Consider the following 25784-nt stretch of genomic DNA (forward strand, 5'->3'; position numbering starts at 1 on the left):
CCTTATTTGGAACTCAACAGGCAATCCGCCAAAACCAATAAGGAATCACAATATGGAAACCGTTATCGAAACTGTGCAATTTCGTCTAACCGCAGGCACAACAGAGCAAGACGTGATCGCCGCTGCCAAACAGTCACAAACGTTTGTGAAGAATCTGCCAGGCTTTTTGTATCGCTCACTCAGTCACGAAGCGACGGACGATGTGTGGACAGACATCATTTACTGGCGTTCAATGGACGATGCAAAACAGGCGGGAAAACAGCTTAAGCAAGCCGCTGAATTTCAGCCTCTGTTATCAATGATTGACTGCGAAAGCTTCGAGCTTAAACATCACAACTTAAAAATGTGCAGTGAGCTAGAGAAGTAATCAGCCACACTACTACTAACAACCAGTAGGTCTAGATAAGGAACATCATGAGCAAATCAGAACGACTGTTTGAGCTACTGACGCTTTTGCGCGCAAAGCGTTACGCCGTGACAGCGAAAGAGCTCGCAGAAAGAATGGAAGTCAGCGAACGTACGATTTATCGCGATATTCAGTCGTTGCTCAGTTCTGGTGTTCCTATTCAAGGTGAAGCAGGTGTCGGCTACCTGTTGCAAGCTGGCTCTCATCTGCCGCCTTTGATGTTCTCAGAAAAAGAGATGATGGCGCTTGAACTGGGTATGCGGATGGTTCGAGCCTGGTCGGATGCCGAACTTGCCGAAGCGTCTCACTCTGCGTCCACCAAAATACTTTCGGTATTGCCCGATAAGCTCAAACAACAAGTGGAAGATTGTCCGCTGATTGTGCCCGATTATCATACCCAATCCGAGACTGCCAAACGAGGGCAGCTTCTGCGCCACGCTATTGATCATCAGTTTAAGGTCAGTTTGGATTATCAAGATGAAAACGGACAAGTGACCGAGAGAAAAATCCAACCGTTAGGCCAGTTCTTTTGGGGCAAAGTCTGGACGCTGGTCGCCTGGTGCGAATTGCGCGATGACTACCGCCAGTTCCGCCTCGACCGTATCCAAGCACTGCGTATGCACGATGAAGAGTTTCAGAGTGCGGAAACCAAATCTCTCAAACATTATATTGCGCAGTATGAATCGAAAGATTGAGTGTTTTTCATCCTTCCATCACAAGGATTCTAAATTGCTCTGCTCAATGCGCGATATTTGGAAAGGTACATTTGGTTAAACTAATGTTTCATTTTTAACAGATGCGCAACCAACCTAAGATCGTTAACTTAAGTAGCACGTCAACCACACCGGAGCGTGAAGCTATGAAAGTACTGATTCAATACACCCAAGCTGGGAAATATCGAGATCAAGCGTGGGAATCTTTAACTCTTCGATCTAAAGGTGATATGCAGGCCGTTACCCCTTCTTATGCTGCCCAACTTATCGAACAAAGCAAAGCGACACTTGTGATGACAGAAGACGGACAGATCATCTTTCACTCCTAAATTCCATCAGTCCTATGACGAAAAAGGCCTGCATTGCTGCAGGCCTTTGTATGAGTGAATTAAGAGTTATTTACTGGAAACTCACTGCAGTTGGTAGGCGATCAAGCATCTTGTAGTAATCACCAGCCACAGCGCCGATATCACCACGCAAATACGCTTGAATCATATTGAGATCTTTCAGCCAAAGTTCTTTGTCAGCATCTGAAGACGCCATGTACCCTGCGTACACATTGTCGACCGCGAACATCATGTCTTCGGCGTGATCGTTGTAAATCAAAAGCATCGCATCAGTGTAAGCTTCGAACGCTTTCAGCTCATCGTGCGCTTTACCACCTTTGTAGCTCAATGTGCCCGAAGTTGCATCGATGACCAAATCACCCGAAGTCACATTCGCTGTCGTAAAGTTGATGAAAGACTGGCTAAACGACAGCATACCTGCCGCGATATCCGCATTAATGGTTCGCTTCATTGCGTTGACCATTGGCGCATCCAGCAGCAATACAGGATCGTGGAACGCTGGGACAATCGCTGTTCGGAATGGCCCCCAAGCGCTATCGATGCTCTCTGCAACCTTGTTTAGTGTTGCAGGCTCATAGCTATCTAGGTACGTTTTTAGATCGTAACCTTTGGACGTCACCAGTTGATTTGCGTAGTCGTAAGCCAGCTTGTTTGCTTTTGTTGCCACAAACTTCTCGCCGTCGATAACAAACTCAACCTTGTCACCCGCGATGATACCGTAACGGTCTTGCTGCTTCGTAAACGTATCAAACTGAGATTGACCACGAGTCTTCACTGTATAATCGTAAGACTTCATTTGGTTCACACCCATTCTCAAGATGACATCGCCAACACGTCCGCGACCTTCTGCACCAATATCAAGGAATCTTGCAATACCACGAGGCATTGGTGGTAGGGACTCCATTTGCTCAGTGATGTGTAGGTTCACGGTAACACCTTTTAGATTGGTGTATTCCTTATCGTCTTTACCCACCAATTTAACTGGCGTATTTAACGCATCATTTGCCACGATGTTGCCCATGATGTCTTCGTATTCAGCTTGCACCCCAGGGATATCAAGCAGCGATGCAAAGCTCACCTCGTCGGTAAAACGGTTCGAGAATCGACGTGCTAAGAAGTGGCTCGCCAACGCTTTATCTGGCCAGTTACCCAACACAGACACCGCATTTGACCAAGGGTAATCCGGGTCAAAGCTACCAATCGAGTTTAGGAAGCGTCCATTCGCAGTTTCCGCAACAGCTATATAGCCCTCATCTGAATCTTCGATAAAGCGTGCTGCCAAATCATCAAAACAGCTGGCTGTTGAAAGATCGTAATCAGCCGGAATTTGGTGTGAGTTGTTGTCTAACAGTTGACCAAAAGAAATCACTTTTTGGTTGCCTGCCGCATTTTCTATCACACATTGATGCTCTGGTGTGCGCAAGATATCAAGGAAGAACGCCGCGGATTTTTTCGCCCCATTCGCGTAATCACAGAACCATGAGTTATCGGCTTTACCTTCGCTACAGTATTGAGGATTTGAAGCAAGGCGCAATAAAAAGTCACCCGGCTTATCCGTTGACGAAGTGTAACCCAGATTGGTGTACAGGTTATCGATGCGCTCAAGATCTTCCATCTTGTCACGGATAGCGCTCATTTCCATGTAACGGCGCACTAAGTAACCAGGATAATCGGACGAGAATAATCCCGTCGTCCCATATAACTCCAAGTTGCGTCGATCATAGCTATCGAGATAGTTCTGCCACTCGTAAGAAACAATTTCTTCTAGGTTTGTACCTTCGTCAAAACGGTTACAGTCGCTGTTTAGAGAAACGTTCCCATCGGTACAGAAATCGTAAGACTTACGCTCAATTTCATTCACTTTATCTAGGTAGTAAAGTGCGCCATAACGAGTTTTCGCATTCAGTTCAGGATCATCAGACAACGCAGCGGTATCGAATCGGCTGAAGTCACAGTTGTAGAGTGATTTGCCTTTCTCGTTCCCCGTTAGTGCCTTCACTTCAGAACACACCATCAGCGATGTATTGTCTGGATTGTTGCCAAACTTGTATGCAAAGCTTTGTTGGTAGGCTTGCTGATCAGCGAGGTAACGAGCGTATGCCGCTTTGTCTTCATCGCTCGCACTGTCTGCCGGTTTCGCAACAGGCGCGGGAGCTGAACCTGAAGAATCTTGAATCGTCTCGACTTTACGACCATAACCAAACTTAAAGGCCGCAATGTCGTACAGACCCCAAGTTGGCGTTTCATCCAACATGCTTGGCGCGTAGTCCATCGTCGAACTGTAAGCAGGAATGTTGTTCAAACCAAGTTGATGCGCTTGCTCTAGCGTGTAGTAGTTCGCTTTGTCATTTGAGCCTTTAAAGTTATGGCGCAGACCCATGTTGTGGCCAAGCTCGTGAACAAGCGTATTGCTGTAAGTCGCAACCGTAATCGCATCAGCGGCTTTCACTTGCAACTCTTTTGGCAGGTATTTCCAACGCTTAAGCTGACGCGATACTTCGTTACCTGCGTCATCAAGTTTGATCTCAAAGTAACGCTCGTCGTCCAACTTCAAGTTGTCCAACATGGCCTTGTTAGTTGAAGAAACCCACGACGCTTCAATTGGATAGACGTTGTTCTCTGCCCAGAAAGACAAACGGTTCTCTTCAGCTTCAACCACCTTTTCAAACTCCATATCATCATTGAAGTTTTTCATTAGCTGAGTTGGGCTCTTTGTCGCCGCCTTGCCAGAAACGATGTCTTCTTTTGATACGAAAGGCGCATAAATGTTTTCATCCGATTTCAGGCTCGCCATTGCTGCCATTGTCGAGAGGGCTTCAACTCTATCCTCGACCTCTGTTTTCACCGTTTCACTATTAGTCGGCAGTGGATCCAATCCATCTAAGTCCAGCTGATTACGATTGTAGAATCGCGCCAAGTTATCCCAATAGAAAGGTACACCCGTTCTTGCAACGCCTGCGTATTGGTTCACGTGGCCTTTGATGATTTCCCCCGTCATCGGGTTAGAAACCGACGGGCCGTAGCCAAGCAGACCGTTCGCTAGAGGCTCGTCAATCAGATTAATCACGTTGTAACGCAGATCTCCTGGGTGAATACCAGCCGCTTTGGTTTTGTTCACAATCTCGATTTCAGGCTTGCCTGTATCCGCCCCAAATACATTCAGCGCTTGGTTCATCTTGTCGATCGATTGCAGCGTTGCATCCAAGAACAACTTGTTCTTCTCTTCAAAGAAGTTATCGCTCAAGTAGTATTTGATAGAACCTTGATTCGGGTTGAAACGATTGAGGTAAACCACATCACGGTCGTATTTATTCGTGACTGGGTTAAGCTTTTTCGTCGACGTGGTGAAGAAACCAATGTCGTTCTCATCACCCACTGGGTACAAGATCGGTTGGTAACCTTCGGTTGCCACTTCACTTTCGTGCACTAACGAGTAGTAGAAACGAGATTTAAACGCGCCATCAACAAGCGCTTCATCCAAGCTCGCTTTCGTTGCAAAGTTGATGTAGTCGGAAATATTATCTAAATCGATACGGAACGTGCGCTCTAGTTCGAAATTGAGAAGACCGTTTTTAGGGTCAAAGTCCCACGAGATCAATCGTGGTGTGCCAATTTCATCAATGCCCTCGGTAATGCCATACAGATCTTCCATATTGAATTCTGCAATTTCGAGATCTTCAGGACGAGGAGTGAAGTGAGTTTTCTTCTTGTAGTTTAAGCTTGCGTCTTCGTTGGTTTCTTCTTTGTTGGTGCAATCACCATGCGCGTCTTCTTGACAGCGATACGCAGCAAAGTCACCCGGAATCGTCAGCACTTGTGCGAAGTTAACGCCGTCGTCGTCTGCGACAAATTTCTCTTCACCGCAGTAATTATTGGCATCTTTGCTTAGATGCGCGTCTGGGTAGTTTTTATCGTAACTGCGAACTTCCAGACCTTCTTTGGTAAAACAAAGCTCAACGTAACGAGGTGAACCTTGCAAGAATGGGAATTGGTTCAGAGCAAAGCGTGGCGCGGCACCAGTCGTCGGAACGTAAAACCAACGACCGTCTTTAAGATCTTTTACTGCGACTTCTTTTGCATCTCTTTCGACATAGTCATACGCCTGATCATCTGCGCCACAGCCTACAAGTGCGGCCGTTATTGCTGACACCAGAGTCAATTTTTTAAACATTATTTGGATATCCTTAATTGTTGTTATTTTCCTAGAAGGAGTAAGTCACTGTCGCGATGTAAGACGCTTTCTCTTGGTCCAACAAATCGATGTTGCCCAAGGTGCCTCGCTCTGCATCTTGATAGAAACCCGTTGATGACGCCGCGAGTAGCAATGACCAGCTTTCATCAAACTCGTATGTGCCGTACAACGCCCCTTCATACTGCCAACTGCTTCTGCGCGTACCTTGATAACTGATGCTGTTACCACCTAACGCCGTGATCCCCACTGCGAACGATTCCCACGACTTTTCCGCAACAGCAAGCAATGAGTAAGTCCACTCAGTCAGCGAGCGTCCCCCCATGGTTTTGTATTCGTGGAAATTTTTTCTCAGTCTTGGCGAAACCGAAAAATCGACGCTCCAAGCTGAAAAAGAGATCGGCACATCTAAACGAACCGCGGTGTGCAGTTCATCTTTACGAGATGTTTCTGAAGTTGGAATGGTGAGCTGACCCGCAACGCCGATTTTCCCTGTATCTCCAAAGCGATATAGGTTCGTGTATTGCAAGCCCAACACCGAATCTGTCGCGTAGGTGCCGACTTCATCTTCTAGGGCACGATAGCCACCCGTAGAAAAATAGGCTTTTGTGTCGCTCGAAAAGGAATAAACGAGATCGCCTCCCCACGAGAAATTGCGGACAGAACGGTAGTCGTCTTTATCGTAAATGTTTGTATCGTAAGATAGGTAAACGGCCCCACTAAACTTACAAACAATACAGGACGCATCTCCTTCATTTTGTGTAGATTCAGGCGTGCTAGTGCTATCAATTACACTTGTTTCCACCGCGAATGATGGCGCTGAAAACAGCGTACCCAACAACATTGCAAGCGGCGTCATCATCCACTTTGTTGTGTGCTGCATGTTTTTGAAACTTCCATGAGAATTAAGTTTATTAGAATAAACTTAAAGACAAACAGATTATTGGGATGAAATTCCATAAAAATTCAGATAATCAACCCCAATAAACCTATCAACCATAAAATTACTCTTATGGTTAAATCCTTATTTAATTTTTTAATACTATTTATCTGAGTATTGTCGCGTTCTACTTTGCTTAAAAACGTACTTTAAAATGACTTTTTATAAATAAAACCACTCACCACAACATTAAAGAAGCAGCAAAGCAACGCCATTAAAATAAAAGTTAAAAGACAATTATTATCAACAACTTAAAATCAACAAAAACAGTTAAAATGAATGAGTGAAAATGTAAAAGTTAAAATACAAAAAAATATAAGAACATCATTCCGTTTAATTTTAGTCGTTATTGTATTGAGAAAGTTTAATTTTCAATTTCTAAAATTGGTGGGATACACATAAGAGAAATCATCAAAACCATCCGTTGTTAATAATGAATTTCGCATTTAAAACAAAAGATAGAAACAAGATCAAATTCATGTTTTCTAATATATCCATTCAACCCTTCACAAGTTTGAATAGAAAATCAAACTTTCAGTCAATCTAAAACCAACAAAGCATTCACCAAGTGAATACTCAAAGGATAAGTCAAAACTAAATAGCACATACGGTCAGCATATTTGTGAATTACTATTCATTAAATGTTTTTTTATAAATTAAACATTAATGTGACCAATTTCACAAAACCGCACTGTATATAACATAAAGCAAACGAAATTTAAGTGTTTACGGACCCAAAACGTGTCGATAGAACAGAGGTTAAACATCGAGCTGAAACACGTATTTCCCACCAAATTTATTATACATAGCAGTGATTTACCTGTATCCAAGTGGTTAAAATGTGTACTGGTGTGACTCATTTTTGAGAAAGGAACATAAGAAGAGCAAAAGCACTAAAAGAGGATAATGCGATTTGAATAACCAGTGCTTCAAACCGCACTTATGAGCTTATGCAGAGAAAGAAAGACTATCAGTTACTGTTGAATGGTTTTATGACCACAGTTTTCGCAGATCAAGTGACGTTCAAATTCATCCATAGAAGCAAGGAAGGCGCCGAACACTACACTTTTGAGAAATCCAGCGATGAACTCTTTCTTGTTGCGATTTTTATCGCCTTCAAAGCCACTTTTCTTTCTGACTAACACCACTACATGATGCGTTTCTACCCCACATGTCGGGCACATGAGGACTTCTGTCTTGTTCGACATCTTAGACTCCTTGGCGAATTATCCCTTTCTGATGGCATGATTCTCTTATGCCTGTAAAGCGAGTCATCATACCATCACTATCGATTCTTACTCTTCTTCGTTGAGACGACGAATCAACTTAGCAGGTGTGCCTCCGTATAGACAATCTGGCGGCACATCATGGTTGACGACCGAGTTCGCCGCAATCACCGAGCGAGCACCAATCGTTACACCTTGGTTAATGACGGAGTTACCACCAATCCACACATCATCTTCAATCGTGATAGGTTTACAAAACGTCTCCCAACGTCGGCGACTTCGGTAATCAACAGAATGAGAAGCCGTATACAATTGCACGCTTGGACCGATTAGCACGTGGTTCCCGATGGTAATTTTAGCGCCATCAAGCATGACCACATTCATGTTGATAAAGGTTTCTTCGCCGATTTCGATGGTTTTACCGAACTCGCAATGGAAAGGGGCTTGAACAATGCAAAGACCCGCTTTGCCAAACAGCTGTTTTTGTAATTCGTCGCGCTGACTTTCGTCGGTATTGTTATTGAGCGCTCTAAGTGCTTGAAGAGCATGACTTCTAATGGCGTCAATTTCTTTGTCCATGCCATCAAAGATTTGACCAGACATCATTTTTTCGAGTTCTGTCACTGGGAGACTCCTAAAACCTGCAATTACTACTTTCAGATTAATCACACGGTACGTGAATTGCGGAATAAAAAAAGAGAAAAGCCTGCACTTTTCTCTTTCCTGTTTTTATATTTTGTGGAGTCTGTCGACTTACACGATTTCCCAGCTGTGGGTCATCTCAACACCTTCACCTAGCATTAAGCAAACCGAGCAGTATTTTTCTAGCGAGTCAGCCGCCACTTTTGCTACGACTTCTGGGTCAAGCTCGTCACCTGAAACTTCAAAGTGGATATTCACTTGCGTAAAGATACGTGGTGCGGTTTCACGACGCTCTGTGGTTAGCTTGGCATTAACAGACAAGACCTTTTGTCCTGCCGTTTTCAAACCGTCGACAACATCGACAGAGCTACAGCCACCAGCGGCCATTAGTACCATTTCCATTGGGCTTGGTGCCGTTGCACCGCCATTGCCATCCATCACTACGGAGTGACCCGACTGAGATTGCCCAAGGAATTTAAAATCTTCTACCCATTTAACTTCTGCTTGCATGATTTACCTCATTTAGCATCGCTCGTTGAAGACATCGTTGCCCTATCAAGCGGTGTATTTCGTGTCGATACTTTAGCTTTCTCGCATAAAAGGGCAACGGAATTTTCAACATTGCTGTAATTTTTTCGCTCGGTTGCCTTTCTCTATACGTAACACTTTTTATTTCAGTCACACTTTCTACGGAAAACAACGTTGAGGTAGCTATGAAGAATATATCTAAGTTATTGGTCGGATTCTCTTTCGCACTTCCTGTCTTGTTTCTACTTTTGAGTAAAACAGGCACCGCCGATACGATGGATAAGATGAAGGCTTCAGAGAATGCAGAAATCGCCACACTAGCTGGCGGCTGTTTCTGGTGTACAGAATCTGATTTGGAGCAGTTGACTGGCGTAGTCGATGTCGTATCAGGCTATTCTGGTGGTCATGTTGAAAACCCAACTTATCGCCAAGTTTCATCAGGTAAATCAGGTCACATAGAAGTGATCGAAGTTAAGTACGATCCTAAAGTGGTTAGTTACGAGCAAGTGTTGGACTACTTTTTCCGTCATATCGATCCTACTGACGATAAAGGCTCTTTTGTCGACCGTGGCCCACAGTATCGCCCTGCTATTTTCTATCATAACGCTGAACAAAAGCAGATCGCAGAACAGTTTATAATGGAAATCGACAAGGCGATGATCTATCCAAAGCCGTTGAAAACAGAATTGATCGAGTTTGAAAAGTTTTATCCCGCAGAAGAGTATCACCAAGACTACTACAAAAAGAGCAGCTTAAAGTATAAGTATTACCGCTATGCGTCTGGTCGAGATAAATACTTGGATGAAGTATTTGGTGATGATCGTAAAGAGACCCCAAAAACGCTTCGTCAGTTGATCGAAGAAAAAAAGTTGCTATCAAAAGTGAAAGAGTACAGTAAGCCTGCTAAGTCCGAGATCAAATCAAACTTAACGGAGTTGCAATACTACGTAACACAAGAAGAAGGCACCGAACGTCCGTTCGACAACGAATATTGGGACAACAAAGAAGCGGGGATTTACGTTGATATCGTAACTGGTGAGCCGTTGTTTTCTTCTACCGATAAATACAAATCGGGGACGGGTTGGCCAAGTTTCACTAAGCCAATCAACCCAGGTTACATCGTTGAAAAAACCGATTACAAGCTGATTTATCCAAGAACGGAAGTTCGCAGTAAGTTTGGTGATTCTCACCTTGGTCATGTTTTTAAAGACGGTCCGAAGCCAACAGGATTACGCTACTGCATGAACTCTGCGGCAATGAAATTTGTACCTGTAAGTGAAATGAAAACGCAGGGGTATGAAGAGTATCTGTATCTCTTTGATAAATAGTTCGTATTCATTCAACTTCAATGGCATACGATGGCGAATGGGGAGGACCAGATGAAAGGTTTTAAAACACAATTACCAACCAAAATCTGCTCTGTTTGCCATCGCCCATTTTCTTGGAGAAAGAAATGGGCAAGAAATTGGGACGAAGTCGTTTACTGTTCTGAGCGCTGCCGAAGAAACAAATCAGTCAAAAGTTAGAACCACAAAAACTTTATGTCGCACTGCTAGCCTTATTTTCCAAGGTAACGTGGCTCAGACCAAGCAGCGCTTCACCAAGGTAACAAGGCACCATCATAAGCCCAAAATGCCCCGCTATCCTGCGGGGTTGCTTTGTCAATCAATCCCCATAAGTCTCGCGCGACACGCTCTGGGCTAAACAGCTTTCCTTCAGGTACATTCGCTTGAAAAGGTGCCGACAAAGCCGTATCTGTTGTGCCTGGGTGAAGAGCGAGTACAGTCCCGTGTTTGACCATTCTCCGCCATTCAATCGACATGGTTTTGAGGAACATATTTAACGCGGCTTTCGATGCACGATAGCTGTACCAACCGCCTAAGTGATTATCACTAATACTGCCAACTTTGGCCGAAATGGTCGCAAACTTGGGGTTGGTACTGCGTTTTAACTTGGGCGTGAAGTATTTCGCCAACAGTAAACTCGGCAAAGTATTAACCATGATGGTTTGCTGAAAAAAGTCTGCGTCGAGCGAGCTAAGATTTTTCTCAGGACCTTTATCTTGGGTGTGCAACATACCAACGCAGTTCACCAACCAATCAACATGTTCAATTTGTTCACTGAACGCTGTCACCTGCTCGTCCTGCGATACATCCACTTGATGCCAAGCTACATTTGGGTGTTGCCAGTCTGGTTGATGCTTACGATAAGTGGCATGCACGCGAGCTTGAGGAAAGCGAACTAGCGCTTGTTGAACCATCGCCAATCCAATGCCGCCATTTCCACCAACGATCAGTATGTCCATTACAAGCTCTCCAAGTTTTCCATATAGTGCTCAGCGGTATCTAATATCGATTGGCGTTGCTGTTCTTCCATGTTGTCCCAAGAACGGAAAATCATCCCGATTCGTGGGTTGGTTGCGAGGCGCTTGTCGTGCTTGTTCATAAAGCGCCAATACAAGCTGTTAAACGGACACGATCCTTCCCCGCTCCTCGCCTTATTGTCGTAGTGGCAACCCTTACAGTAGTCACTCATTTTGTTGATGTAAGAGCCACTCGCCGCATACGGTTTGGTACCAACAATCCCACCATCTGCAAACAGTGCCATACCGCGCGTATTGGGCATTTCTACCCATTCAATCGCATCAACGTAGATACCGAGATACCATTCATCCACTTGGTCTGGGTCGAGCTCGGTTAATAAACAAAAGTTACCGGTTACCATCAAGCGCTGAATGTGGTGCGCATAAGCGTAATCAAGAGACTGGCCAATCGCGTTTCGCATACAGGCCATTTTGGTTTCGCCGTTCCAGAAGAAGTCTGGCAGCTTTCTACTCGCTTCCAGTTCATTCTTTTTCGGGTAATGAGGCATGTTCGCCCAATAAACGCCTCGGATGTACTCTCGCCACCCCAAGATCTGACGAATAAAACCTTCTACCTGAGAAATATCGATGTCGGCATTGGCATGAAATGCCTTAAGTGAAGCGTCAATCACCTCTCGTGGATTCAGCAGCTTGCTGTTCAGCGAGAACGAAATCCGGCTGTGGTACAAGCTCCATTTAGCCTCGTGCTGACCTGTCATGGCGTCTTGAAAACGACCAAACAGTGGCAAACAGACCTGACAAAAATGCGCGAGTAAAGACAAGCTTTGAGAGCGACTTACTGGCCAGAGTAAATCACCATTTAATTTACCTATGGTTTGAATGTTGTGCCGACCTAAGCGCTCGGCAATATCACTGACGTCATGACTAAACATTAATGGCTTTGGCAGCTGTTCAATGTCTTTTGCTTTAAGTTTATTTCGGTTATTGGCGTCGTAGTTCCACTTTCCACCAATAGGCTTACCGTCTTGCATCAAAATGTTGAAACGCTTACGCATACGGCGATAAAAGTGCTCCATCATGATGTGTTTACCTTGGGGAAACTGCGATTCTATTTCCTCAAACGGTAACAAAAAGTGTTCCGAATCGACGCTGCGCATCACGACCCCATCAAGCTTTAGTTTGGCTAACTGCTCTAGTAAACGGTATTCGTCGGGGCGTTGATATTCAAACTTACTTGCACCAACTTCACTCACGTAGTGTTGTAAGACTTGCGCAAGATCCTCGAAAGATTGTGTGTCATCCAACGTGAGGTGTAAAACTTGATGCCCTTCTTCCTGCAGCTCGTTAGCAAAATTCACCATCGCAGAGAAAAAAGCACACACCTTTTGAATGTGATGCGTAACGTAAGTATTTTCTTGTTTTAACTCAGCGACAAGGTAAAGCACCGAGTCGTCTACACGTTGAAACCACGAATGCTCGCTATTAAGTTGGTCACCAAGAATGAGCCGAACCGTCTCGTAATGCATTGGTTATCTCCCGCTCTCTTTTTTTGGCGCAATCGGCCAATCCACCATATCGACACTATCAAGATGTACGCCTACGCATCTCCCCTGCCATTTGTCGATAAATGAGAAATCTGGATCATAAGTTTGTGTCTGCTTTTCTAGATTAAACTGACGTGAGCCACGTGGGTCAGCGCCAACACCAGCCAAATACTGCCAGTTGCCCCAATTAGAGCCGACATCGTAATCAATCAACTGAGTTTCAAAATAAGCAGCACCGTAGCGCCAGTCGAGTCCGAGTTCATGAACCAGACAGCTCGCGACCAGTTGGCGCCCTCGATTAGACATATAACCCGTTTTATTAAGCTGATGCATACATGCGTTAACTATTGGAAAAGGTGTCTCGCCTTTCTTCCACTGTTTGAAGCGTTGCGCATAAAAACTGGTCAGTGGTGGCTGGTTGGCGATACCGCCAAATCGAAACAGCTTCTGTTGATACTTTCTCGCGTACCAATAAAAGTATTCCCGCCACAACAACTCGAAATAGATCCAATAGGTTGAATCATTTGCTCCGTTCTTCCGCTCATATTGTTTGAGCATGGCATGAATGATTGTAGGAGAGACGCAACCATGAGCTAACCAAGGTGAAAATTTAGTTGAATACTCCACCCCATCAAGCCCATTGCGCGTCTGTTTATATTCGCTCGCTAAACTTGAAGCAAAATAGCGTCGACAATGTTCAAGACCGCTCAGTTCTCCGCCATCAAATGCTGGTTTGGTGTCAAAGTAATATGTCGTGGCGGTAGGAAAATTCATACCTGAAGGTTCTGGCGGTAAAGCATGAACGCTCTCGTAAGGTTGAGAGAGGTCTAAACCTTCGACCTGCTTTCTAAATTTCGTGAAGGTCGCAGGCAGTTGCCTTAATTCAAATGGCAACTGTTCTTCGCACAACAAAGTGCGGATCGCTTGCTGTTTGATGTTCACATGGGGAGTGCCTTCAATTGCACGCTCTAGAGCCTGTTGCTCATCCGAACCAGCAAACGCATCAGCATAAATATGAGTGATACCGACATGACTGATGGCATATTTGATCGCTTGATAGGGCGTCAGTTCAACCGTCCATAATCGTTGCCCCAATTTAGCTAAAGATTGATTAAGTTCATTAAGCGATGCCTCGAGAAACTGCAATTTCGCACGCCCTAAAGAGGTCTCCTGCGCAAAATGCTGCAAGTAAGGTGTCACCGAGGGGCGACAATACAAACAAATTAACTCATCCATTTCTGCACAAGCGTCTATCAACAGCGGGTTGTCATGCAAACGCAGGTCATTAGTGAACCAATACAGTCCTATTTTCTTATCCAAGTCGCACCCTCTTTTTGTAAACTCGTTTTTTGTAAACTCGGAGTCCCGCGTTCTTGTTGCAAATAGCCTAAGCGCTAAGTCTTTTATTCCACTCGTTGTTGTACGGGCAATAGAGCTTTACGATCATTAGGTTACTGACAATCTCACTAAACCAATTGGCTGGTCATCTTAGATGCCCTTAACACCAAAACATCGTTTGCACATGTTTCATACTAAGATTTTATAAAATTAAAATTTGGCGATATTGATAACGGTCTTAATCACTCATTTTTTATATAAACCATGCAAAAATGATAAAAATTAAAGCGATATTGGTTAATATCCGTTAATCTAAGTCCAATTCCATTTTGCTAGTACCATCGCAGAAATGACCGACGAGTTTAAAAAATCGACCGCTAATTTGAAAAAAGCGGTCCCACTAATGATCAAAAATCATGTTGCTGCCACGCCAGCCAACTATGCGCTTTGGTATACCTACGTTGACAAGACCATTCCTGAACTCAACTTTGAGTTGGATACGGTGTTAGAAAACTACGGTATCTGCCCGCCTGCAACCAATAAACAGCTTTATAACAACTATGTTGCCAGTAAAGCAGAAACTAGCCTTGAAGATCTTAGAACCAATGTAGAAGTTCTGCTGCATGAAGTGTCCAGCTCGATGAGCGATACACTTTCAGATACTTCTTCCTTTTCTGAAATGGTAGACAAAAGTTTTAATAAGCTAGAAAAAGTTGAAGACAACAGCTTAAGTATTGAAGAAGTGATGGTGGTGATTCGTCAACTTGTCGCAGAGTCACACGAAATTCGTCACTCGACAAAGTTTTTGAATAGCCAATTAACTAATGCGAGTGAAGAAATTTCTCGCCTCAAAAATCAGCTGGCTGAAGTACAGCAAGACGCATTGTTTGATGGTCTATCCAACCTTTACAACCGTCGAGCTTTTGATAAAGATCTGTCTTCGCTTATCGCATCAAATCAAGCAATGACCTTGATCATGCTTGATATCGACCATTTCAAGTCATTTAACGACAATTATGGCCACCTTTTCGGCGATACGGTACTAAAAGCCATTGCCCGTCGACTACAACAAAGCTGTCGAGATGGAATATGCGCGTATCGTTTTGGTGGTGAAGAGTTCGCTTTAATTGTGCCCAATAAATCTCTGCGAATTGCTCGCCAATATGCAGACACACTACGCCGCATGATAGAAAAACTGCGCATCAGAGATAAGCGTTCTGGTACACAAGTTCACAGCATTACCGCTTCTTTTGGGGTAGCAGAATATGAGGTGGGTGATACACCTGAAGCTCTGGTCAATAAAGCCGATAAGCAACTTTATGAGGCAAAACAACTCGGTCGTAACCGCGTGATGCCCATTTAAATCAATTTGTTATGTAAGCTTGGTTAATAGGACCGACTTTTTCGAAATAGAATAAAAACCCCACACTATTGAGTGCGGGGTCTATTTATCTGGCGCTTCACATCTTAATCGACACTGTAGCAGTAGCTTAGAATATAGTCGTCACCGTTTTTCGCAGTGTATTCTTTATCTTCACTGCATGCCATCGGCTTACCTTTTTTGTCGCCTTTGATTAGGCTGATCCAGTGGCGCATCGCCGTCGGCGCATTGCCCGTTAGTTCAGGATTAAACGTAGTGCGTGTTTCCAGTTGAATGTCATCAATATCCATCAACTCCACACAACCGGTGCCTTTATGACAGCCAAATAGCACTTCTACGTGGTTACCTGAATCGTCTTTAAACAAGATCGATTTTGGATCTTCTTTCTCACCCGTATACGCCACAAAGTGTTTTGGGCTTTCCAGGCCGCTGTGTGTGCCGTCTTTGAAGTAAGCCAATACATGGCGGTAATCAATTACGTAACTTGATACATCTTGGTGCGACCCGTTCTCCAATGGGAACATGCGGTCTAGTAGTTGCTTCGCTTTTACTTGCTTCTCGCTCTGCTGCTCAGCACTTACCGCTTCGACGGCAAATACAGCTTCAGCGATAAATGGGCGTTGTTGTTGTTGCATCTCTTTTTTATCGAAGTTCAGCATATTCATCGTCATATCCTCGCACTTAAAAAAAACTCGTCCTAGAGTAAAAACTTAATTCCTTCGTTTAAGTTTCAGGCAATTCTGTGAAGTTGATGGTTAATTTCCTTGCCTGCTTATTATGTAGACTAGCGAAATATTGACTACAATTTCACAACAAAAATTTTACAATGTGAATTTTACAAAATGTCTGTGTCAAAAAGCCTTATTCGTCAGTCCCATTTTCTAGGTACGAAAATTCGCAACCTAAGGAAAAACAACCATTTAACTATGGAGGATTTATCTGCACGCTGTGTAAGGATCAATCCTGAGTACGCACCGTCGGTATCTTACCTTTCGATGATAGAGCGCGGAAAACGCGTTCCGAGTATTGATATGCTCGAAGTAATCGCGGAAGTTTTTCAAAAAGATCCTGCGTGGTTTTTAGATGATGAACCGGAATTAGAAGCCATTACCCCCAACAAAGGGAATCGTGGCGGTATCAACGGTATGGCATTGGAGCCGAGCTTTTTGTTCTCCAATGATATTCTCCAAATCGCGATTCCAGAGATGTTGTCTCAAACAGGTATTACTGGACGTCAATTCGCCCACTTGTTGATCCGTGCGCACCAAGAGAACCATCAAAACCATTTTCCTGATTTAGAACGCGCAGCCGAAGAGGTCGGCTTGAAACGCCTGAATCTATCGGTAGAAGATCTGATAGATATTGCGAAAAGCATGGGGTTGGATATTCGCTGGGTAGACCGAGCACCACAGGATGTGATTGATGAACTGGGCGTCAGCGCCAAACAGTTGATTACGTCTTTTATGGAGCCACCTGGTACCATTTATCTCAATAAACGAATGCGTGACTACCCAACCCGATTGAAATATGACTTGGCGGTATACATCGGTCATCGCGTGCTCCATAGCAGTGATGCAATGAATAACGTTTTGTCTATTGGGCATCAAAACAACTGGGAGCAAATGGACAGCCCAGTTTCCAACTCTGAGCTCAACTCGCAAGATATCCTACAAGCTTGGCGCGATTTTGAGTCCAGCTTTTTTGCTGGTGCCTTGCTTTGCCCCAAAGTACCATTTCGTCAGTTGCTTGACCGTTCCGGTTACGAAATTGATGTTCACAAAAAGGCCGGCGTTTCTCCTTCCGTTGCGATGCGTCGTATGACCGTGGTTTCTCCGTACCCTCATTGGCACTACTTTGATGCCTATGGTCCGGGCAAGTTGAAAGCGGTATATCGTGGAAATGGCATCCCGCTTCCTTGGGGCAATATGCGCAAAGTGAACGATCCTTGCCAACATTGGGCCGTATTTAGACGTCTAGCCCAACCTTTGGATACCAGTTCAGCGCAAATTTCGATTTTGAATGTGGGCGACGAGCCACGTATTTACTGTTGTGAATCAGTCAACGTATTTGACCCTGCGGGGAACAACCGAGTGTTGTGCGCGGGGATAGATTTAAACCCTGCGATTTCTGCACAAGGTGGTGATGCGGTTTCTATTGCGGAAGAGCTGAAGTCACTTTGTGTCGCTTCCGGCGGAAGTAGTGTCATTCCTCCCCACATCAAAAAAGACTTAACAACCATCGCTAAGATATTAAACATCAATTGGATAGAACGAGGTATTCAAACCCAAGCTAGGCTAATCTGCTCAAGAGGGGCCGTTTGTCCAAGGCAGCCTAGTTGTTACAGTAAGTGCGGAGAAGCCGATGAGACAGGTGACAACGTGAATATTATTGGTCTCTAGAAAGAAAAAACGCCAATCACAATAATCGTGATTGGCGGTATATACTTGTGAACAATGTGTATTCACTAACAACGTCAGTTGGCTAGGTGACCCTCGGCTTAATAAGGGTCACTCTAGATAAAGCACGATGCGTGCCAACTTTAAAAAGGCCGTTTTTTAATAGATCCAGATGCATATCGTTGCTTTATCGACCATAAATTTCGCAAACTGCATTTGCAAAATGCAACAACATGCAAATATGCCACTTCATGCACTGCTAATAATGACTCTCTCAGCAAAGAGTCTATTAACATGTAAAGTCATATATTCTTATACCCAAATGATGGTGAGATTTCGGATTCTTAACCTTACCACTGCTCCAAAGCCCTGATTGAAACTGGGCTCAGGTTCATCCGCCATGTTTTTGTTGATACATTCTCTCATCGGCTATTTTCATCATTTGCTCTGGAGATGACATGTCCGGATCAAATATCGCGTACCCAATGCTGGTTCTCAGGTAAATGAGCGCTTCATCGTAAATCACGGGCGTCGAACATAAAGCTAACCTGAGCTTTTGTAGCAGAGACTGAACATTTTCTTCCGTCCCAGGGTTATGAACGACAACTAAAAACTCATCACCTCCCATTCGGGCCACTATATCTGATTTACGCAGAGAGCTTCTCACTCTTTCAGCCGTAGCGACTAAGACCTTGTCGCCTGCGTCATGACCATAGGTATCGTTAATATGTTTAAACCTATCCAGATCTATATTGATTAAGGCGAAGCTGTAACGCTTTTTGTAACGTTTCGCTATTTCAAACTGCTGCTTGTAAAACTTCATAAAATAGCGACGGTTTGGTAAGTGCGTCAGTTCATCATGCAGTGCTCTATCATCCGCAATGGTGTATAAGCGATAAATCGCAATAAGCGCGAGGCTCAGTGCAAAAACAATGGGATAACCGATAAGCCTTGCTAAATAAAGCTGATGCCAAGGAATTTGACGGTCGAGTTTGTCTCCGGAGAAAACCACCATACTCCATCCACCATAAGGAAAATGAACCATTTCTTTCGCGTATTGCTTTTTGGTTTCACTCAGTGCGCCAAAGAAAACGTCACCAAAAGCACCGCCACTGTCGTAACCACGAATCATCAAAGGGTAGCGATAAGAGAAATCGATCACGCCAGTTTCTCGCATCAGAGCATCAAAATTAATCACCGCACTGATCACCCCCCAATAATCTTGGTTCAACGGTGGATCAAGAAAAACCGGAACCCGCACGATCAAACCTTTGCCGCCTTGAATCAAGTTGACAGGCCCTGCTATAAATATTTCTTGTATATCTTTAGCTTTTTGCACCTGTACCCACTGTTGTGGCACCGTTCGGTAATCGAGGCCGATTAAACGCTCATTACCTTGGCGGGGAAATATATGACTGATAACATCATTCTTCGCAATGCCAATGATCGTAATATGTTTGCTTTTGCTCAGGATACGGTGAGCCGCAATGTTCAATTCGTCTTCTTGGTTTTTAGGAAGTAAAGTAATGAGTGTCGCCAAGGTACTGGCTTTATAGATATCCGCCATAAGTACCGCTTCCAAATTGGAACGGAGGGTGGAAAGTTGCTCTTTGGCCTCAACTTGAACTCGCTCTTGGTGAAGCTCTTGCTGATTTCGATGCAACAGCTCAATAACCCCAACGCATAAAGCGAAAAAACTGAGGAAGAACAATGCAAAATAGCATCGCTTTCTGGGTAAATAACGCATTTTCTCCCCACAACTCGTATATCGTTACGAGATTTTTATTTATTGTTAAAATTCTTATTATCACAAGAATAACCAATCCCAATCGGAAAGGTAACAGTGATTAAAATTTTTTATGTTTTAGGTATGAGATGATGCATCAACAAGGCGATTTATTTGGCGGTACTCAGTGGCAAGAAGTAGAAAGGGGTAAACTCTATTACGATCCTTACTTTCTTAGCCATCTAGAAGCGGATCACTACTTTGACCAACTTCTGGAAACACTGCCATGGCATCAAGAGCGCATTACCATGTTCGGCAAGTCAGTACTTCAACCTCGTTTACAAGCGTGGCACGGTGATGCAGCATATACTTACTCAGGCTTAACCTTGCAGCCTCACCCTTGGACTCCTGAATTAACTCAGCTCAAAGTGCGCTGTGAGTCGATTGCGGATGTAGCCTTCAACTCTGTACTTGCCAACCTATACCGACACGGCCAAGATTCGATGGGCTGGCACCAAGACAATGAACCAGAGCTAGGTAGAAACCCGGTTATCGCCTCTTTGAATTTAGGTGAAACACGTCGATTTTTGCTCAGAAATTTACATTGTAAAACTGAGATTGAATATGAGCTTTCTCACGGCTCCTTACTGGTTATGGCTGGCGAGCTCCAACATCACTGGAAACACTGTGTACCAAAAACCGCGAAAACCAAAGGTGAACGTATCAATCTGACTTTTCGACAGATTTTTAACTATTGACTCAGCTTTTACATTCTTAATTAATATTGATGGTAGGTTTAGATTCAGGACTTCATAGGGAATGGATTTATGCGTATCAAACCTCTTAGCTTAGCGGTCTTACTATCTTGCTCACTTACCTTTGCTGTTCAGGCATCACAGGAAGAGATACCGCTCCTAAATAATGCTCAATCAGCACAGTTGATTCGTAGTACCTACGAGCAGGAACTGTTCACTTTACCTGCGTTTAAAGAGGGGCACTTTGGCTTACGCATGTACCGCCAGACGTTAGATGAGAAATATCACGCTGCCGTTTGGACCGACATGGCACAAGTAGCTAGCCGATTAAACCGATTTGCTAATGAAGTCGTTGAACCTGAAGACATTATTCTTTATTCATCACAAAGACTGACCGCGTATCAAGAGAAAGAAAGTGAGCGAGGGCAACGACGCTATACCGTCACTAAGCACCATCCTGAATATCTTTATCTTGGCGTGGATTTACTTGGCGCAATGGCAAGAGCAAACGAATATGGTCTGAAACATAAGAAAGACAAAACGCTGAGAAAAATTATTAGGCGCTACGATTTCTCGCGTTACGTTACGGACAAAGAGATGATAGAAGCATGGGCAGCTCAGCTTGCAAACCAAGTCTACTGGCTTCGTCAGCTAGGCGAGCAAGATGTGGTTGAGGAATTCACTCAAACCTTCCGTAACACCTACCCCGACGATAAAGATAAGATGCTTTCAGCTCAGCAGTATTGGAACAAACTCTATGGGATGACGCACATCATCTTTGCCGATTCACAGTATTATCAGGAGCGAGTAAGCGAAAAGAAACACCAATGGATTTATGATTACTTTCGCAACAACATCGACACTATCCTACTGCGCGCCAAAGAAGACGTGATTGCAGAAGTCGGCATTTCGTTTTTGTTAGCAGGCTTGGATCACGATCCGGTCGTCGAGAAAACCCGCCAAGACATTCGTCACGCAATCAACGCTGAAAAAGGGATGATTCCATCGGTCGATGGGAGTTTTGATCTCAAGTACGGCGAGCACCGTAATGTGCTAGCCATCATGCTGCTCGATTGGAAAGGGGTACATAAAGCGCCAACTTATCAAGAGCACCCTGACGCTTTTAAATCAATACCCTACGGCTTAATACCTAAGCCTTAGAAATAATAAAACCCGCCATTTAGGCGGGTTTTTAGTGTGCATCTTCAATCTAAATTAGAGCGAGATGAAAATGCCCGCTAAGCACGCACTCATCAGGTTAGCGAGTGTGCCAGCAGCAACCGCTTTTAGGCCTAAACTTGCTACATCTTTGCGGCGCTCAGGTGCCATCACGCCGATAGAACCCAGCTGAATCGCAATTGAACCAATGTTTGCAAAGCCACACAACGCAAAAGTGATGATGACTTGAGTATGCTCAGACAGCGTCGCTTTGTGCTGTACAAAATCGATGAACGCAACAAACTCATTCATCACCACTTTCTGACCAATGTATGAACCCGCAGCAAGGATTTCGTGGCTTGGCACACCAATCAACCACGCTAGAGGTGCAAACAAGTAACCAAAAATCGCTTGTAGCGTCACACCAGAGAAACCAAGTATGTCACCTAAGTTTTCTAGTCCCGTGTTCACCATCGCGATAACACTAACAAAAGCGATAAGCATGGTACCAACAGCAACGGCCACTTTCATACCGCCCATGGCACCGCTTGCTAGCGCATCAATAACGTTGCTTTCTTCTGATTTATCTAGCTCAATATCGTTGTAATCGCTTGGCGTTTGGCGTTCAGGAACAATGATTTTTGCCATCATCAAACTACCTGGAGCTGCCATAAAGCTTGCCGCAATCAAGTATTTTAGGTCGACACCTAAACCGGCATAACCACCAAGCACACTGCCCGCCACTGAAGCCATACCACCAGCCATCACAGCAAACAGTTCAGAGCGAGTCATGTTCGAAAGAAATGGACGAATAAGAAGTGGGGACTCGCCTTGAGATAAGAAAATGTTACCTGTTGCAACCAGAGACTCTGCTTTGCTAGTGCCCAAGAACTTCTGGATAGCGCCGCCAATAAATTGAATCACTTTTTGCATGATGCCCAAGTAGTAAAGGGCGGAGATAAGAGCACTGAAGAAGATGATGATAGGAAGGACACGAATAGCGAAGATAAAGCCAGAAGAAGCGAGGTCACCAAAGAGGAATTTAATCCCCTCATCAGCAAAGCTGAGTAGCCCCGCGACACCATTACTTAAACTCGCCAGCGCCGCCTGACCTAACGGGAAATAAAGCACTAAGGCAGCAAATCCCATTTGTAGCATCAAGGCGCGAGATACGGTTTTCCAATTAATGGAAGAACGGCCCTCAGAAAGTAGGAAAGCACAACCTAGCAGTGCAACAATACCAAATAGACTAAATAGAACACTCATGAGTTGGACCTACTGAACGTTGAAAAAGAAAAAAGAGCCAAAGGAATTGGCAGAAGAAAGGGACAACGCAGCGAGTGATAACTCGCCTTCAGATCCAGAATGTAGACAGAACGAATAGTTCGACATCTTATTTTTACCTTATACAAGCAATTGAACGTAGCTGGTCCGGTCCGTGGGGTCATTCACTGCTGGCGAGCGTATTGCTTGGCCTGCTCCATGTGACGGCTTGTATGGGTAAGGGTCCTGAACAACTAAACCCTAATTCCCGCTTAAACGGGACGCAAGTATAGCCAACAAAAAGAGATATTCATCACATTTATTTACGCAAACGTTCAAGCGTTCAAAATTCAGACAAAAACGTTCTTTTGTCGTCATACTGTTAATAAAAGTAAGGGCATAAGGACAGACTTTGATGGTAAAAAACGCAAAAGTGACCAATAAATACGCAATCAAACTCGAAAGATCCAAAATTCGTCATTTTGCTCTCGCCAACAGATGGATTTTGGTTATACAATTCGCGGTGCTTCTTTTCGAGGCCTCTGAGTATTCAGAGCATCATGATGCCGAGATGGTGAAATTGGTAGACACGCTAGCATGAGGTGCTAGTGCCTTTGGTGTGAGGGTTCGAGTCCCTCTCTCGGCACCATTATCCTTCTTCCCTAATTTTGTTCGAGTGTAATGCAAAGTTCTAAGCAGGCAAGACAGTCTACAGATGCTAACCAACTTCTGAGTGAGCTTGCGGTTCACGCTTTATTGCACCTGCACTTTAAAATTCACGCGTCCTCGCATGGCCTCTCCCTTAAAGAGCGTAACGACTTACTGCAGAAATGGCTGAAGCCAAAACTGAAGAGTAATCGCTATAAGCTGATTAAAAAGCCGTTAAAGTCTTTGACTCAACAGGCAAAAGGCGAGAACGGAAATCTGGAAGCGTTACTCGAACGTTGCGTGGGTGCAGATAAACCACGTAACCCTCAACCTGATCTAGATAGCTACTTGCTGTTGATTAACGAAATTGAGAAGAAGTTGGGGACTACCGTATTATTATCTCGACCGGAAGACGTCGACTTATCTCACGACCAACACGGCTGTTTGCTGTGTGTGCTTTCTGAGAACTTAAATCAGCACTTCGATGATAATAACGCCCTAATCGCTCCTATTTCGATGCTGTTCCGTGGACCAATGAGTCAACGCTCACTTTTCCTTGGCAGCATTTACGCCAGTGGTACATTCAATTATGAAGTGCAGTACCAGGACGATCAGTTCGTTCGCATTACATTAGAGTTGGCGTAACTGTAACGCTAAGAAACAAATCGAAAAAGGCCGCGAAACTCGCGGCCTTTTGCTTTTCTATATTCAAACCTTAATTAATCGATTTCTTTAAACCGAGCAGTAAAGTGGCGCAGCACTGGTGGTTCATACTCAAAAGTGAGCCCTTTTAACTCATGTGCACGATTTTTCAGCTCGATAATCGCATCCGCAATGTAATCCATATGATCGTTTGTGTAGACACGACGTGGAATGGTCAAACGCATTAATTCTAACTCTGACGCTTTTTGTTTACCCGTATCAGGGTCACGACCAAGCAGCAGCGATCCTATCTCTACTGCTCGAATGCCCGCTTCCAAGTACAAGGCATTACACAATACCTGCGCAGGGAACTGATCCGTTGGAATATGTGGCAAAATCTTAGCGGCATCCACAAACACCGCGTGACCACCCGTTGGGTATTGAATTGGAATACCGCCCTCACGTAAGCGCTCACCTAAGTATTGAACTTGGCTAATTCGGTAGTGAAGAAAATCCTCATCCGCCGCTTCATACAAACCGCGAGCGAGCGCTTCCATATCACGCCCAGCCATACCACCGTATGTCACAAATCCTTCCATGGGTACACAACGTGTCTGCACTGCTTGGAACAACTCTTTATGATCGCGAATACAACACATACCACCAATGTTTACCATCGGATCTTTCTTAGCCGACATCGTCAACATATCGCCGTATTGATACATCTCGCGAATGATTTCCAGAATCGATTTATCTTCGTACCCTTCTTCACGCTGCTTAATGAAGTAGGCGTTCTCACAGTAACGAGCCGAGTCAATCACCACTGGAATATCGTACTTGGTTGCGATTTCGTACACACTGCGCATGTTTTCCATCGACACAGGCTGGCCACCGGAACTATTACAAGTAATCGTGGTGATAATCGCACAAATGTTATGTGAACCGTGCGCTTCAATTGTTGCCACCAGCTTATCGATATCAAAGTTGCCCTTCCAATCATAAGGCGTAGTGGTGTCGAATGCTTCTTCCGTTACCACGTTAATCGCTTTACCGCCATTGAGTTCAATGTGACCCGCTGTGGTATCAAAATGGTAGTTCGAGATAAATACTGGAGTTTCACCACCACGCACCTGACGCATACGCTCAATCAAAGCTGGGAACAAAATTTGCTCGGCACCACGCCCTTGGTGCGCAGGCACGGTGAGCTTGTAACCAAAGAAGTGCTCCACTGCATCACATAGGTTGTAGTAATTTCGACTCCCCGCATAGGATTCATCCCCCATCATGATGCCAGCCCACTGATTATCACTCATGGCACCAGTGCCAGAGTCAGTCAGCAAATCGATATAAACATCATCACTACGAAGAAGAAATGGGTTATAACCCGCTTCTTTTAACGCGACTTCACGGTCTGCCAAAGTCGTCATTTTGATTGGCTCAACCATTTTGATACGGAAAGGTTCTGGAATACGTTTCATTGTTAATTTCCTTATACGCATTGCCCTACGCGGTATCACGTAAGACTAAAAAACAAATAGATAGAATGCTTTTCAATGCGATTGCATTGAGGAAATCAACGAGAAGAGATTTTACTAAGAAGAGACAAGCAGTAGTCTAGG

Annotated in this window: 22 protein-coding genes and 1 tRNA gene; 11 read left to right on the plus strand and 12 right to left on the minus strand. The window is 44.3% G+C overall.

From position 1 onward, the window contains the following. The first annotated feature begins 52 nt into the window (after positions 1 to 52). From FKN16_RS03105 to FKN16_RS03115, 3 genes are all read left to right on the plus strand, one after another. Entirely contained in the window at positions 53 to 367 is a 315-nt protein-coding gene (locus tag FKN16_RS03105) for a hypothetical protein (RefSeq protein WP_029861917.1), read from the plus strand. 47 nt (positions 368 to 414) lie between these two features. Beyond that, entirely contained in the window at positions 415 to 1101 is a 687-nt protein-coding gene (locus FKN16_RS03110; protein WP_023583886.1) for a YafY family protein, read from the plus strand. Positions 1102 to 1265: 164 nt separating this feature from the next. After that, a complete protein-coding gene (locus tag FKN16_RS03115; protein ID WP_005393690.1) occupies positions 1266 to 1448 on the plus strand; it encodes a hypothetical protein in 183 nt (60 codons plus the stop codon). Between the two features lie 70 nt (positions 1449 to 1518). Here FKN16_RS03115 and FKN16_RS03120 read toward each other — a convergent pair whose 3' ends face one another. From FKN16_RS03120 to FKN16_RS03140, 5 genes are all read right to left on the minus strand, one after another. After that, complete coding sequence (locus tag FKN16_RS03120; RefSeq protein WP_170901967.1) at positions 1519 to 5637, minus strand: M66 family metalloprotease; 4119 nt, start codon at positions 5635 to 5637, stop codon at positions 1519 to 1521. A gap of 31 nt (positions 5638 to 5668) precedes the next feature. Further along, positions 5669 to 6538 carry a hypothetical protein gene (locus FKN16_RS03125; protein WP_170901968.1) on the minus strand — a complete coding sequence of 290 codons (870 nt, stop codon included), beginning with the start codon at positions 6536 to 6538 and terminating at the stop codon, positions 5669 to 5671. A 1031-nt stretch (positions 6539 to 7569) separates the two neighbouring features. Beyond that, positions 7570 to 7803, minus strand: a complete 234-nt coding sequence (locus FKN16_RS03130; RefSeq protein WP_005393681.1) for a hypothetical protein — start codon at positions 7801 to 7803, stop codon at positions 7570 to 7572. An 87-nt stretch (positions 7804 to 7890) separates the two neighbouring features. Continuing rightward, the gene (locus FKN16_RS03135) at positions 7891 to 8445 is read right to left on the minus strand and encodes a sugar O-acetyltransferase (RefSeq protein ID WP_005393677.1); all 555 of its coding nucleotides are present in this window, start codon (positions 8443 to 8445) and stop codon (positions 7891 to 7893) included. Positions 8446 to 8574: 129 nt separating this feature from the next. Further along, the gene (locus FKN16_RS03140) at positions 8575 to 8973 is read right to left on the minus strand and encodes an OsmC family protein (RefSeq protein ID WP_005393675.1); all 399 of its coding nucleotides are present in this window, start codon (positions 8971 to 8973) and stop codon (positions 8575 to 8577) included. A gap of 203 nt (positions 8974 to 9176) precedes the next feature. On the opposite strand from FKN16_RS03140, the gene msrB reads away from it, so the two are divergent. Further along, positions 9177 to 10319: a peptide-methionine (R)-S-oxide reductase MsrB gene (gene msrB, locus FKN16_RS03145; RefSeq protein WP_047007986.1), complete on the plus strand. Its 1143-nt coding sequence runs from the start codon at positions 9177 to 9179 to the stop codon at positions 10317 to 10319. 51 nt (positions 10320 to 10370) lie between these two features. Further along, a complete protein-coding gene (locus tag FKN16_RS03150) occupies positions 10371 to 10517 on the plus strand; it encodes a DUF2256 domain-containing protein (protein ID WP_074189751.1) in 147 nt (48 codons plus the stop codon). Positions 10518 to 10588: 71 nt separating this feature from the next. Here FKN16_RS03150 and FKN16_RS03155 read toward each other — a convergent pair whose 3' ends face one another. Genes FKN16_RS03155 through FKN16_RS03165 form a run of 3 tightly spaced genes read right to left on the minus strand, consistent with a single transcriptional unit; the run spans position 10589 to position 14178 of the window. Then, entirely contained in the window at positions 10589 to 11296 is a 708-nt protein-coding gene (locus tag FKN16_RS03155) for an SDR family oxidoreductase (RefSeq protein ID WP_048624688.1), read from the minus strand. Further along, the gene (locus FKN16_RS03160; protein WP_170901969.1) at positions 11296 to 12840 is read right to left on the minus strand and encodes a cryptochrome/photolyase family protein; all 1545 of its coding nucleotides are present in this window, start codon (positions 12838 to 12840) and stop codon (positions 11296 to 11298) included. The genes FKN16_RS03155 and FKN16_RS03160 overlap by 1 nt, the downstream gene beginning before the upstream one ends. 3 nt (positions 12841 to 12843) lie before the next feature. After that, positions 12844 to 14178 (minus strand): DASH family cryptochrome, encoded by a 1335-nt coding sequence (locus tag FKN16_RS03165; protein WP_170901970.1) that lies wholly within the window; start codon positions 14176 to 14178, stop codon positions 12844 to 12846. Positions 14179 to 14545: 367 nt separating this feature from the next. On the opposite strand from FKN16_RS03165, the gene FKN16_RS03170 reads away from it, so the two are divergent. Next, positions 14546 to 15559 carry a GGDEF domain-containing protein gene (locus tag FKN16_RS03170; protein WP_005393654.1) on the plus strand — a complete coding sequence of 338 codons (1014 nt, stop codon included), beginning with the start codon at positions 14546 to 14548 and terminating at the stop codon, positions 15557 to 15559. A gap of 104 nt (positions 15560 to 15663) precedes the next feature. Here FKN16_RS03170 and FKN16_RS03175 read toward each other — a convergent pair whose 3' ends face one another. After that, positions 15664 to 16242: a hypothetical protein gene (locus FKN16_RS03175; RefSeq protein ID WP_170901971.1), complete on the minus strand. Its 579-nt coding sequence runs from the start codon at positions 16240 to 16242 to the stop codon at positions 15664 to 15666. Between the two features lie 177 nt (positions 16243 to 16419). Here FKN16_RS03175 and FKN16_RS03180 point away from each other — a divergent pair, with 177 nt between their 5' ends. Continuing rightward, the gene (locus FKN16_RS03180; protein ID WP_104973366.1) at positions 16420 to 17976 is read left to right on the plus strand and encodes a DUF3612 domain-containing protein; all 1557 of its coding nucleotides are present in this window, start codon (positions 16420 to 16422) and stop codon (positions 17974 to 17976) included. Between the two features lie 388 nt (positions 17977 to 18364). Here FKN16_RS03180 and FKN16_RS03185 read toward each other — a convergent pair whose 3' ends face one another. Next, positions 18365 to 19720: a diguanylate cyclase gene (locus tag FKN16_RS03185; RefSeq protein ID WP_170901972.1), complete on the minus strand. Its 1356-nt coding sequence runs from the start codon at positions 19718 to 19720 to the stop codon at positions 18365 to 18367. A 131-nt stretch (positions 19721 to 19851) separates the two neighbouring features. Between FKN16_RS03185 and FKN16_RS03190 the strand changes: the two genes are divergently transcribed. Both FKN16_RS03190 and FKN16_RS03195 read left to right on the plus strand, forming a co-directional pair. Further along, the gene (locus FKN16_RS03190) at positions 19852 to 20457 is read left to right on the plus strand and encodes an alpha-ketoglutarate-dependent dioxygenase AlkB (protein ID WP_170902008.1); all 606 of its coding nucleotides are present in this window, start codon (positions 19852 to 19854) and stop codon (positions 20455 to 20457) included. Between the two features lie 69 nt (positions 20458 to 20526). Further along, the gene (locus tag FKN16_RS03195) at positions 20527 to 21615 is read left to right on the plus strand and encodes a DUF3541 domain-containing protein (protein WP_170901973.1); all 1089 of its coding nucleotides are present in this window, start codon (positions 20527 to 20529) and stop codon (positions 21613 to 21615) included. Between the two features lie 54 nt (positions 21616 to 21669). On the opposite strand, the gene FKN16_RS03200 is transcribed toward FKN16_RS03195, so the two are convergent. Continuing rightward, complete coding sequence (locus tag FKN16_RS03200; RefSeq protein WP_005393641.1) at positions 21670 to 22878, minus strand: NupC/NupG family nucleoside CNT transporter; 1209 nt, start codon at positions 22876 to 22878, stop codon at positions 21670 to 21672. Positions 22879 to 23440: 562 nt separating this feature from the next. Between FKN16_RS03200 and FKN16_RS03205 the strand changes: the two genes are divergently transcribed. Both FKN16_RS03205 and FKN16_RS03210 read left to right on the plus strand, forming a co-directional pair. Continuing rightward, a tRNA-Leu gene (locus FKN16_RS03205) sits at positions 23441 to 23524 on the plus strand. Between the two features lie 32 nt (positions 23525 to 23556). Further along, a complete protein-coding gene (locus FKN16_RS03210; protein WP_047102823.1) occupies positions 23557 to 24168 on the plus strand; it encodes a DUF2913 family protein in 612 nt (203 codons plus the stop codon). A gap of 74 nt (positions 24169 to 24242) precedes the next feature. Here the strand turns inward: FKN16_RS03210 and FKN16_RS03215 are convergent, their stop codons facing one another. Beyond that, on the minus strand, positions 24243 to 25643 hold the full coding sequence (locus FKN16_RS03215; protein WP_048624681.1) for a tryptophanase: 1401 nt from the start codon (positions 25641 to 25643) through the stop codon (positions 24243 to 24245). Between the last annotated feature and the right edge of the window lie 141 nt (positions 25644 to 25784).

This window comes from Vibrio sp. 11-4(1) (genome assembly GCF_013048625.1).
Taxonomy (GTDB): Bacteria; Pseudomonadota; Gammaproteobacteria; order Enterobacterales; family Vibrionaceae; genus Vibrio; species Vibrio diabolicus.